Raw genomic sequence first — 12,817 nt, 5'->3', positions numbered from 1 at the left:
ACAAGTAAGTTTTAATAAGAGCTAATGGCAAACTAATTGGTGGTCAGTATATCCTTTCGATATACGGATTGTTAGATGAGTTATTGTATCTGTAGAAAATTATAGACCAATACTAATTAGTGGGTTACTTTTTTGGGGATAAAAAAATAATAGGAAATATATTGTGCTCAGGTTATATCGTAAGCCAAATAAGGGGTTGATGGGAGTAGATATTAGTTCGACTTCTGTTAAGGTTTTGGAACTTTCTGTAAAAAGTGGACGGTATTGGGTTGAAAGCTATGCTTTGGTCCCGCTACCAGAAGGAAGTGTTGTTGAAAAGAACATATTGAATCCAGAAGCCGTAGGTGACTGTTTAGAGCGCGCAATTAATTTGGCCAATACTCAGACATCAAATGCGGCTTTGGCTGTTCCAACTTCGATGGTGATTACTAAAATCATCGAAATGGATGCAGATATGAATGATGATGAACGTGAAATTCAGATTCGTGATGACGCTGAGCAATATATTCCTTTCCCACTTGATGAAGCGAGTCTCGATTTTGAGGTCTTGCCGGATCGTTTATCCAATCCAAATCGTGTCAATGTATTACTCGTTGCAACTCGAATTGAAAATGTTGAAGGTCGCGCTGAAGTTTTACAGCTAGCAGGTTTAACACCGAAAATTGGTGATGTTGAAAGCTTTGCTTTAGAAAATGCCTTTAAAGTATTTTCAGATACCTTGCCAATGGGTGTAAACACAGTCGGTATTTTGGATATTGGTCACAGCATGACGACACTTTCTGTCATGCAAAATAATAAAGTGATCTATACCCGTGAGCAGGTGTTTGGGGGGAAACAGCTGACTCAAGAAATTCAAAATCGTTATGCGCTTTCATTTGAAGAAGCGGGCCGTGCGAAAAAAACACGCGCATTGCCAGATGATTATGATGTTGAAGTCTTAGAGCCTTTCCTTGAAGCAGTTGTTCAACAAGCTGCACGCTCATTACAATTCTTCTTTTCATCATCTCAGTTTAACGAGATTGATCATATTTTATTGGCTGGAGGAAATGCCAATATTCCGGGGCTTGCGAAACTGCTGCAACAAAAACTGGGTTATCGTGTGACCATTGCCAATCCATTTTTACAAATGGGTTTTTCACCTCAAATTGATATTAAAAAAATTGAAAATGATGCTTCATCACTCATGGTGGCATGCGGTCTAGCATTGAGGAGTTTTGATTAATGGCAAGAATTAACTTACTCCCTTGGCGTGATGAGCTAAGAGAGAAACGAAAAAAAGAATTTATAGCACTGTGTGCTGGGGCATTTTTAGTTGGGGCACTTGGGGTTGGGTCGACTTGGTTGTATTACGATCATAAACTGGAAGATCAAGAACAAGCCAATCAATTAATTATTAGTCATAACCAAAATTTAGATGTGCAGTTGAAATCACTCGATGGTTTGCAAGAACAGCGTAATGCCATTATTGAGCGTATGAAATTGATTCAAGGCTTGCAAAGTCAGCGTCCAATTGCAGTGCATTTGATTGATGAATTGGTTCGTGTCACACCTGCGAATATGTACATCACGAAATTTGAGCGTACGGGCGATAAGTTTACCATCGAAGGTCGTGCGGAAAGTCCAAACACAGTGGCTGAATTATTACGTAATTTGGAAGCTTCACCTTGGTATCGCAATGCCTTTATGAGTTCCTTCTTGGTTACTGAAGAGAAAAAGGACAAAGCGCCAAGTTCAGTGGTTCCACGTGTTGAAGAAACTTATGGTTCATTCATTGTGACTGCGGATTTAGATCAAATTACGCAGCCAACAATTACTGATCCTGCGGCGACAACTGCATCTGGGGCAGCATCTGCTCCAGCAACCAGTACTCCTGCTGCAACGTCAACTACGGAGGCTGCAAAATGAGTCGTGATGAATTTGAACAATTGAATCAAGAAGCGGTTATTGCTCCGAAAAAGAAAATGACCCTTGAAAAATTCATGCAGCAATTTAATACCTTAGATCCAAATAATTATGGTAGTTGGCCGCTGTCGGTTAAAATTACTTGCTGGATTTTTATTATTATTCTTGTAGTAATTTTGGGTTACTTTTTAGCAATCAAGAGCAAAATAGAAGCAATTTCAAGTGCAAATGCGCAAGAACAGAACTTGTTAAATGAATTTCGTGAAAAAGATTCTAAATTACGTAATTTACAACAATACGAAATGCAATTGCAGGACATGGAAGCGCGTTTTAATCAGCAATTAGAACAGTTGCCTAAAGAAACTGAAATTCCAGGATTGGTTGAGGATATTAACTTAACAGGGGTAAATTCAGGTCTGAAATTTAAAACAATTCGTCTTGAGCCTGAGGTTAAACAAGAATTCTTTATTGAACAACCAATTAGTATAGATGCAACTGGCGATTACCATGCCTTTGGTTCGTTTGTTAGTGGAATTGCTGGTCTTTCACGTATTGTCACTTTGCATGACTTCACGATTATTGCAACTGAAAATAAAGAGAAAAAATCAGATATTCCAAAAGTGGATTATGTATTAAAAGCAAAAACATATCGCTATGTTGGAAATGCTGAAACTGCAGCAACCGCAGCGGACACTGCAAGTACAACGGAGGCTCCAAAATGAAAATGAATAAATTGGTTGTTTCTGTTGCGACAGTGATGCTGCTGGCAGGATGTGAATCACGGATTGATGTGGTAAATCAGGAAATGGCGAATATTCGAAATCAGGCACCTATGGCGATTGAGCCTGCACCTGATTTTGTGCCTGTTGAGACTTTTAATTATGCAGCACATTCATTAAAGAGCCCATTTTTACCAAGTTCACTCGCTGCAGAATTAAAAATTATGGCGGGCAAACGTGTTTATCCGAATTTGAACCGTCAACCACAACCATTAGAAAGTTATGCGCTTGAAACATTAAATATGAAAGGCAGCATGCGGAATCAATCTGGTCAAACATTGGCATTGATTCAGACGCCTGATGGTGAGGTTGAGCGTATTCAACGCGGAAGTTATATGGGGCTGAATCATGGTCGTGTGGTTAATATTACTCCGACTCAAATTGATTTAATTGAGATTATTCCTGATGGTCGTGAAGGCTATGTGGAGCGTCCGAGAAGTTTGATCTTAATCGGGCCAGCGCCATAAGCGAAAGGAATAAAAAAATGAAAAATACTGTACAAGATTTTATATTTGGGGATGGCAATACAATGAAGCATGTGTTTCGTCAGTTTTCGATGGGTGCTGTTGCAATGGCGATTATGCAAGTTGCTAATGCACAAGTAAGTGTAACCAATATTGTGCCGATGCAGATTCCGGGTCAAGGTACTGAAATTCGTGTGATGTTTAATGGTTTACCACCACAACCACAAGCTTACCAACTGGATCAGCCTTCACGTCTGGTTTTGGACTTTGATAAGACACAACAAAATTTAAAGCAAAGTTCAATTCCTGTGGCAACCAATGAGGCAAGTTCTGTTGATGTTACTTCGGATGCACAGCGTGCGCGTTTAACGGTAAATTTAACCAATGCAGGTGCATTTACCACACGTGTTGAAGGCAATACTTTTATTTTAAAAATTAATTCTGCTCAAGCGGCTAATGTTGCACAACCGGTTGCTCAGCGTCAGCAACAAGGGATTTCAAATATTGGTTTCCACCGTGGTTCAAATGGTGAAGGTCAAGTTGTGGTCGATCTTTTAGGTGGTAATACACCTGTGGATGTGCAGCAACAAGGCAGTAAAGTGGTAATTCGTACACTTGGTAATAAAATCCCAGCACATTTGACACGTCGTTTAAACGTCAATGATTTTGCAACACCTGTAGTAACTGTTGATGCGCATAATGATGGTGGTAATGGCATCATTACCATTCAGTCGACGGGGAGTTATGAGTATATGGCATATCAGTCAGATAATAAGCTGACGGTAAGTTTAAAACGCCCTGAAGATAAGAATCCATTACGTCCGAAAGCTGCAAATCACTATACCGGTAAAAAGATTTCTTTAGATTTTCAAGATATTGAAGTGCGTCGTGTACTACAACTGTTGGCTGATTTTACAGAAATCAATATGGTTGCAGCAGATACGGTTCAAGGTAATATTACACTACGTTTAAAAGATGTGCCGTGGGATCAAGCACTCGATATCGTACTGAAAACTAAAAATCTGGATAAGCGTCGTAATGGTAATGTGATCTGGATTGCACCCGTTTCTGAGCTAATTAAAGCGGAAGAAGAAGAAGCCAAAGCGATTGCACAAAGTGTTAAGTTAGCTCCACTTCAAACTGAATACATTCAACTCAGTTATGCCAAAGCTTCAGATGTTGAAAAGCTTATTACAGAAGGTCGGAATTCTAAAAACTCAAATTCAAACTCAAACTCAAATTCATCAAATAGTAATGATTTTACAGGTGAAAATGTAGGAAGCTTGCTTAGCCCGCGCGGAACTGTATCAACAGACCCGCGGACCAATACTTTAATTATTAATGATACCTCAACAAAAATTGATCAAATTCGTAAGATGATTGATCTATTAGATGTGTCGGTAAAACAGGTGATGGTTGAGGCGCGTATTGTTAAAGCTTCTACGGATTTCACTAAAGAGATGGGTGTGAAATGGGGAATCTTGTCTCAAGGGATTAACCAAAATAGCGACCTTTTGGTTGGTGGTAGTGATACTACACTTTGGGATCTTAAAACACCTGATGATGATGGTAAATATACCATCCAACGTCCAAGCAACCTGAACGTAGATTTAGGTGTGACCAAGGCAGGCGCAAGTCGTATAGCTTTTGGTTTGATTAGTTTATCTGACTTTATGCTAGATTTAGAGCTTTCGGCGCTTCAAGCTGATGGTTATGGTGAGGTCATTTCTACACCAAAAGTACTGACAGCTGATAAACAGCAAGCTAAAGTTGCATCTGGTCAAGAAATTCCGTATCAAACCACAACAGGTACAGGATCTAATGCGACTTCATCAACAGAGTTTAAAGATGCTTTACTAAGTTTAGATGTAACACCGAGTATTACACCTGATGGTAAGGTCCAGATGAAGCTTAATATTAAGAGTGATTCACCTGCGGGTTATGCACAAAATGGTGAAATCATTTTAAATAAAAATGAAATCAATACAGATGTACTCGTAAATAATGGCGAAACTGTTGTGCTAGGTGGTATTTTTGAACAACAAAATACTTTAAGTCAAACTAAAGTGCCGTTCTTAGGGGATTTGCCATATGTTGGTCGTTTGTTCCGTAAGGATACAAAGTCTGATAAAAAGACTGAGTTGCTAATTTTTGTTACACCACGAATTGTTAATGACAGTGTTACCAGAAATCATTAATATATTTTCAATTTAACAAAAGAAATAGGTGACTCCTTGCCAAGCAAAGAGTTTGAAACCCTACCAAATATATATTTGGTAGGGCCAATGGGGGCAGGAAAAACAACCGTAGGGCGACATTTAGCAGAATTGTTAGGGCGTGAATTTCTAGATAGTGATCATGAAATTGAGCGTAAAACTGGCGCAACAATTCCTTGGATTTTTGAGAAAGAAGGGGAAGTTGGCTTTCGAAGTCGTGAAACGAATGTGATTGATGAGTTGACTACAAAAAAGCAACTGGTTTTAGCAACTGGTGGTGGTGCAGTCACTCAGCCCCCAAATCGTGAATTTTTAAAACAACGCGGCATAGTTGTTTACTTATATACTCCGGTTGAGATACAACTTCAACGGACCTATCGCGACAAAAACCGTCCACTCCTTCAAGTTGAAAATCCAGAGCAAAAGCTTCGTGATTTATTGGCTATACGCGATCCACTTTATCGCGAAGTGGCACATTATATTATTGAAACAAATCAGGGTGCAGCGCGTGATCTAGCGCAACGAATCTTCAATTTGATTGTTTCACAAAATACATCTCGTTAGAAAATCGGTTAAATTCATGCAAACTTTACATGTTGAACTAGGTGAACGTCGTTACCCCATTTTTATTGGGAGTGATTTAAACCCAGAAGTCTTACTTGAACCTTATATTCATGGTAAACAAGTCATGATTGTGTCAAATACAACAGTTGCACCGTTGTATTTACAGCATTATGTTGATGCCATTGATCGTTTAGGTAAGAAAGTTGCGACATGTATTTTACCGGATGGTGAGAAATACAAAAATAGTGAACACTTGAATTTAATATTTGATGCTCTGCTTGAGGCAGGCTTTAATCGTGATTGTACCGTGTTGGCATTAGGTGGTGGTGTCATTGGGGATATGGCGGGTTTTGCTTCTGCATGTTTTCAGCGCAGTGTCTATTTTATACAGGTACCAACGACATTATTGTCTCAGGTCGATTCAAGTGTTGGCGGGAAAACGGGGATTAACCATCCACTGGGTAAAAATATGATTGGAGCCTTCCAGCAGCCACAAGTGGTGATGGCGGATATGGCACAGTTAAAAACATTACCTCCACGTGAACTTTCAGCGGGTTTGGCTGAAGTGATTAAGTATGCATTGTTGGGTGATGTTGAATTTTTAAGTTGGCTTGAACAGCATATGGATGCTTTGGTTGCTGGTGACGCGGCATTATTAGCTGAAGCGGTGTATCGTTCATGTGCACATAAAGCACGTATTGTGGCGAATGACGAGAAAGAGCAGGGTGAACGTGCGCTTTTAAACTTAGGTCATACCTTTGGTCATGCGATTGAATCCTATCTTGGTTATGGTGTTTGGTTGCATGGTGAAGCAGTTGCAACAGGGATGGTCATGGCGGCAGATTTGTCACAGCGTATGGGCTGGATTTCTGCAGAAGATTTAGAACGTACAAAAAAAATCATTTTACGTGCACAATTACCGATAGTTTGCCCTAAAATTCCGCTAGAAGAATTCTTATCTTATATGGCTCATGACAAAAAAGTCTTAAATGGTCAATTAAGATTGGTTTTGATGCAATCATTAGGTCAGGCGATCATTACCAAAGAGTTTGATGTTGAGTTAATGAAACAAGCAATTTTGGCAAATCAGGCATAAGCAGGTACAACATGGCAGCGCGTCAGTCACAGTGGCAAAAGATTCATCACTATGTATGGTTGGTGGGCGGTGCTGTATGTCTATTCGCTGCCTTGGTATTTTGGGCGATTACCGATAGCAAAGAATTGATTGAAGTTGAAAAAAAGGCTGAAACTGAGGTTGATCTGCAAATTCAACCTGAAAAAGTTGCTGCAATGTCCCATCTTGGTGCATTAACGGAGGAAGTTCGTCCCTTAGAGATGACGACACGTGTAGTCGCTACTGCACAACATGAGCCGGAATTCCGTGGCACCAAATTTATCAATGAAGCCTCGAAACAATATGCAATTGAGCTGTTTCGTGTTTCTGAAGAAGATATTTTAAAAAGCTTTTTGCGTAAGCAACCGACACGCAATAAATTTATTTATTTACGACTTTCAGGTGAAGATCATCCTGAACAATATGTGATTTTAACTGGTCCATATAAGTCAGAAAATGATGCCAAAACTGCATTGGCTGGATTCGATCTGAAGCTTCCTGCATCCATTAAACCTGTTGTCGTTGAACTTAAACAATATCAAGCCTATGTTAACGATTTGGGTTCAGATGAAATGTCTTCAAATCAAAAAATGTATGTGGTTAAGTTGAAATCGGTTCCGCTACCAAAAGTAGATGAAGCACAAATTGCTGCACGTAAGGCCGAAGAACGTCAGGCTGCCACAAGCACTCCAACGCAAACTACTAATACAACAGTGACACGCCGTGATGCATCTGGCAATGTGGTGGATGTGCAAAAATCACAAAGCAGTGTCGATGCGCCACGTCAGAAACCTGCACCGGTTGAACAAGAAGTCACAGACCCGTTTAATTAGAACTAAAATAGCGCAGCTTATCGCTTAAAATAAATTTAATGCACATTTAGAGTGCATAAATAAGTATAAAAAACGGAACTAAAAATAGGCTGAGAATAAAACTGCTTGAGAATAGGTGAGTTAAAAGAAAATGCATTAAGTTGGCATATAAATTGCTTAATTGGTGCATGTATCGAAATTTTCTCCCTATTTTGGCGCGAAAATGATTCGATAAAAGTGCGAAGTCATTAATCTAGTCGTTATCCCTGATCTGAACTGCAAAAGCAGAAAATTGACTTTTTATTCATGCATGGAAGATAAATTCAGTTTATCTTAAGAGTATGTCTAAGAAAAAATTTTGCTCGACAGAACAATTCATGAGAGTAACTTAAGACATATCGCAATAAGAAATTAGTTTGTTCAGTGCTCGCAAGAGCTGTAAAGAAAAGAAGGGTACGCTATGCACATGCCATCGCCAAATACTGTAGCTCCCGCTCAAGGTTTATACCAACCGGATGAGTTTAAAGATAACTGTGGTTTCGGTTTAATCGCCCATATGCAGGGTGATGCAAGCCATGATCTCGTCAAAACCGCAATGCATAGTTTAAGTTGTATGACCCACCGTGGTGGTATTGCCGCAGATGGCAAAACCGGTGACGGCTGTGGTTTGCTCCTTGCTATGCCTAAAGAATTCTTCCGTGAAGAAGCGAAGAAGCTGAGTGACATTACACTAAGTGAAATTTTTGCTGTCGGTACGGTGTTCTTAAATTTAGATCCTGCATTAGCTGCGCACGCAAAACAAGTTTTAGCCAAAGAAATTGAAGAAGAAGGCTGTAAAGTATTGGGCTGGCGTGTGGTGCCAACCAATAATGATGCGCTAGGTTCGATTGCGATGCAGTCTTTACCTGCATTTGAACAAATTATCGTGAATTGCCCAATGGGTGTGTCAGAAGTTGAGTTCAATCGTAAGTTGGTCATGGCGCGTCGTCGTGCAGAGCAACAACTCACTGCTGACCCATATTTCTATGTAACGACTTTATGCTCAACTGTGATCAGCTATAAAGGTTTAATGATGCCAGCAGCCATTGCTGACTTCTATACAGACTTAGCTGATGAGCGTTTAAAGTCTCATATTGTGGTGTTCCACCAGCGTTTCTCGACCAACACTTTACCGCGTTGGCCTTTGGCACAGCCGTTCCGTTACTTAGCACATAATGGTGAAATCAATACCATCACTGCTAACCGTAACTGGGCAATGGCGCGTACACCAAAATTTGAAAACCCATTACTACCTGGCTTAACGGAACTTAACCCAATTGTGAACCGTACAGGCTCGGATTCTTCAAGCTTAGACAATATGCTTGAAATCCTTGTGGGGGGTGGTATGGACTTATTCCGTGCCCTTCGTATGTTGGTTCCGCCTGCTTGGCAAAACGTTGAAACACTCGATGCGGACTTACGTGCATTTTATGAATTCAACTCAAAACATATGGAAGCGTGGGATGGTCCAGCAGGTCTAGTGATCCAAGATGGTCGTCATGCGATTTGTATGCTTGACCGAAATGGTTTACGTCCAGCACGTTGGGTGATCACGAAAAATGGTTACATCACTCTTGCATCAGAAATTGGTGTTTGGGGTTATGAGCCTGAAGATGTCGTTTCAAAAGGTCGTGTAGGTCCAGGTCAAATTCTGGTCATTGATACTCACACGGGCAAAATGCTAGACACACAAGATGTCAGCAATCACTTGAAACGTATGCGTCCATACCGTGAATGGTTACGTGAAAACTCTGTGCGTGTTCAAGGTAGTCCTGAACTCGAAGAATATTTATGTGATCAAGGCTTGAAAGGCGATAACCTAAAAGCATCACAAAAAATGTTCATGGTCACTTTTGAAGAACGTGATCAGTTGCTTCGTCCAATCGCTGAAAGCGGTCAAGAAGCTGTCGGTTCAATGGGTGATGATACGCCTATGGCTGTCTTGTCTCGTCAAGTTCGCCATGTATCTGACTACTTCCGTCAGCAATTTGCGCAGGTGACCAATCCACCTATCGATCCACTTCGTGAATCTATCGTGATGTCGTTGGAAACATGTTTTGGTCGTGAGCAAAACGTGTTTGAACAAGGCCCAGAACATGCCGATCGTCTAATTGTTTCAAGTCCTGTACTTTCAAATTCAAAAATGCATCAAATCCGCACCATTGGTCGTAAAGGCTATGAGATTGCAGATATTGATTTGAACTATGCTGAAGCTGAAGGCTTAGAAGCAGCAATCGCACGTATTTGTGAAGAATCTGCACAAGCGATTCGTGACGGCAAAACATTATTAGTGCTTTCAGATAAAAAAATTCGTGAAGGTTATTTACCAGCCAATGCCTTAATGGCGACTGGTGCAATACACCACTACTTGATTAATGTTGGTCTACGTACAGATGCCAACATCATCGTGGAAACGGGTCTTGCACGTGATGCACATCAATTTGCGGTTATTCTTGGTTTTGGTGCAACGGCAATCTATCCATACCTTGCTTATGACGTGATCAATGACTTGATCGCAAAAGGTGAGTTATTGGGTGACCCAATCCATGCTCAAGCCAACTTCCGTAAAGGGATTGAGAAAGGCTTATTGAAAGTTCTTTCTAAAATGGGCATCTCAACCGTTGCTTCATACCGCGGCGGTCAATTGTTTGAAGCAGTTGGTCTGTCTGATGAAGTGGTTGCAAAATGCTTCACAGGCGTACCAAGCCGTATTAAAGGTGCAACTTTCTCTGACCTTGAAAATGATTTGAAAAAATTGGCAGATTTGGCGTGGAAATCACGTAAACCAATCGATCAAGGCGGTATGTTGAAGTTTGTATTCGGCAAGGAATACCACGCATTTAACCCAGACGTGATTAATGCACTGCATAAATCAGTACGTTCAGGTAACTATGCAGACTTTAAAGAATATGCAGAGCTAGTGAATAACCGTCCAATCGCAACGATTCGTGACTTATTCAAACTCAAAACTGACAATTCAATTGCACTTGATCAAGTTGAATCAGTTGAAGAGATTCTTCCACGTTTTGACTCAGCAGGGATGTCTTTAGGTGCACTTTCACCTGAAGCGCATGAAGCGATTGCGATTGCGATGAACACCATTGGTGGTCGTTCGAACTCTGGTGAGGGCGGTGAAGACCCTGCGCGTTACGGTACAATTCGTAACTCGAAAATCAAACAAATTGCATCTGGCCGTTTTGGTGTAACTCCTGCATATCTAACGTCTGCAGAAGTACTTCAAATTAAAGTGGCACAAGGTGCAAAACCAGGTGAAGGTGGTCAGTTGCCGGGCGGTAAAGTGAATGGCTTAATTGCACGTTTACGTTATTCAGTACCAGGTGTAACACTGATTTCTCCGCCTCCGCATCACGACATCTACTCAATCGAAGATTTATCACAGTTAATTTTCGATTTGAAACAGGTTAACCCACAGGCGATGGTGTCAGTTAAGCTGGTTTCTGAGCCGGGTGTTGGTACGATTGCGGCAGGTGTAGCGAAAGCTTACGCAGACTTCATTACCATTTCTGGTTATGACGGTGGTACAGCGGCTTCTCCACTTTCTTCAATTCACCATGCAGGTTCACCATGGGAACTAGGTTTATCTGAAGCGCATCAAGCACTTCGCGTAAATGACTTGCGTGGCAAAGTCCGTGTTCAAACGGATGGTGGTTTGAAAACAGGTCTAGATGTTGTTAAAGCAGCAATTTTGGGTGCTGAAAGTTTCGGTTTTGGTTCTACACCAATGATCGCATTAGGTTGTAAATACCTACGTATTTGCCACTTAAATAACTGTGCGACTGGTGTTGCAACACAGCAAGACCATTTACGTCAGGAACACTATATCGGTGAACCTGAAATGCTCATCAACTTCTTCCACTTTATTGCAGAAGAAACGCGTGAATGGTTGGCGGCACTCGGTGTGTCTAGCCTGAAAGATTTGATTGGTCGTACAGATTTACTGGAAATGTTACCGGGTGAAACTGAGAAACATGCACACCTTGATCTCAGTGCATTGCTTGAGTCGCATCCATCTGCTGAAGGTAAAGCGCAGTACTGTGAAGTACAAGGCAATGCGCCATTCGACAAAGGCTTATTGGCTGAAAAAATGGTAGCAGAAATGCTTCCAGCGATTGAAGCAGGCACAAGCGGCGAATATGGCTTCAAGATCGGTAACTGTGACCGTTCAATTGGTGCGCGTATTTCAGGTGAGATTGCAAAACGTTATGGCAATCTCAGTATGGAAGCGCATCCAGTTAAAGTGAACTTAAATGGTACTGCAGGTCAGTCATTGGGTGTATGGAATGCCGGTGGTCTACATATTAGCCTTGAAGGCGATGCAAACGACTACGTGGGTAAAGGTATGGCAGGTGGTCGTATTTCGATCTTCCCACCAAAAGGTTCACCATTCCAAACACAAAATACAGCGATCATTGGTAACACGTGTTTGTACGGTGCAACAGGCGGTAAATTGTTTGCTGCGGGTACTGCGGGTGAACGTTTTGCGGTACGTAACTCAGGTGCCTTCGCTGTGATAGAAGGCGCGGGCGACCATTGCTGTGAATACATGACAGGCGGTATCGTGACTGTACTGGGCAAAGTGGGTCATAACTTCGGTGCGGGCATGACAGGCGGTTTTGCTTATGTACTCGACCTAGACAATGACTTCGTTGACCATTACAACCATGAGTTAATTGAATTGAACCGTATCTCTACAGAATCGATGGAAGAACACAAAGAGTTCTTGTGCCGAATCTTAGATGAACATATTAAAGAAACAGGTAGTGCTTGGGCGTACAAGATCCGCCATGAGTTTGATTTCTACGGCCGTAAATTCTGGCTTGTGAAACCAAAAGCTGCTAATTTGCAGACTTTGTTGAAAACAACTCAAGCTGATCCACAATAATTCCACTACTGCAGATTTGATAGG

At 41.2% G+C, this 12,817-nt stretch carries 9 protein-coding genes; all 9 read left to right on the top strand.

Features of this window, described 5'->3' with window-relative positions; all coding sequences use genetic code 11:
- Positions 1–163 precede the first annotated feature (163 nt).
- Positions 164–1,222 (top strand): pilus assembly protein PilM, encoded by a 1,059-nt coding sequence (locus B9T33_RS07125; RefSeq protein ID WP_086178244.1) that lies wholly within the window; start codon positions 164–166, stop codon positions 1,220–1,222.
- Positions 1,222–1,905, top strand: a complete 684-nt coding sequence (locus B9T33_RS07120; protein WP_086178243.1) for a PilN domain-containing protein — start codon at positions 1,222–1,224, stop codon at positions 1,903–1,905. The genes B9T33_RS07125 and B9T33_RS07120 overlap by 1 nt, the downstream gene beginning before the upstream one ends.
- A complete protein-coding gene (locus B9T33_RS07115; RefSeq protein WP_086178242.1) occupies positions 1,902–2,624 on the top strand; it encodes a type 4a pilus biogenesis protein PilO in 723 nt (240 codons plus the stop codon). The genes B9T33_RS07120 and B9T33_RS07115 overlap by 4 nt, the downstream gene beginning before the upstream one ends.
- Positions 2,621–3,148 (top strand): pilus assembly protein PilP, encoded by a 528-nt coding sequence (locus B9T33_RS07110; protein WP_086178241.1) that lies wholly within the window; start codon positions 2,621–2,623, stop codon positions 3,146–3,148. Before B9T33_RS07115 ends, B9T33_RS07110 begins: the two co-directional genes overlap by 4 nt.
- Positions 3,149–3,210: 62 nt before the next feature.
- Positions 3,211–5,343: a type IV pilus secretin PilQ family protein gene (gene pilQ, locus B9T33_RS07105; protein WP_171263602.1), complete on the top strand. Its 2,133-nt coding sequence runs from the start codon at positions 3,211–3,213 to the stop codon at positions 5,341–5,343.
- Positions 5,344–5,379: 36 nt separating this feature from the next.
- Positions 5,380–5,925, top strand: coding sequence for a shikimate kinase AroK (gene aroK / locus B9T33_RS07100; protein WP_086178239.1), 546 nt, complete (start codon positions 5,380–5,382; stop codon positions 5,923–5,925).
- 16 nt (positions 5,926–5,941) lie between these two features.
- Positions 5,942–7,021: a 3-dehydroquinate synthase gene (aroB, locus tag B9T33_RS07095; RefSeq protein WP_086178238.1), complete on the top strand. Its 1,080-nt coding sequence runs from the start codon at positions 5,942–5,944 to the stop codon at positions 7,019–7,021.
- Positions 7,022–7,032: 11 nt separating this feature from the next.
- Complete coding sequence (locus tag B9T33_RS07090; protein WP_086178237.1) at positions 7,033–7,872, top strand: hypothetical protein; 840 nt, start codon at positions 7,033–7,035, stop codon at positions 7,870–7,872.
- Between the two features lie 445 nt (positions 7,873–8,317).
- Positions 8,318–12,793: a glutamate synthase large subunit gene (gltB, locus tag B9T33_RS07085; RefSeq protein WP_086178316.1), complete on the top strand. Its 4,476-nt coding sequence runs from the start codon at positions 8,318–8,320 to the stop codon at positions 12,791–12,793.
- The last annotated feature ends 24 nt before the right edge of the window (positions 12,794–12,817 follow it).

Source organism: Acinetobacter sp. ANC 5054 (assembly GCF_002135295.1).
Classification (GTDB): domain Bacteria; phylum Pseudomonadota; class Gammaproteobacteria; order Pseudomonadales; family Moraxellaceae; genus Acinetobacter.
This window is presented reverse-complemented; position numbering and strand designations above follow the sequence as displayed.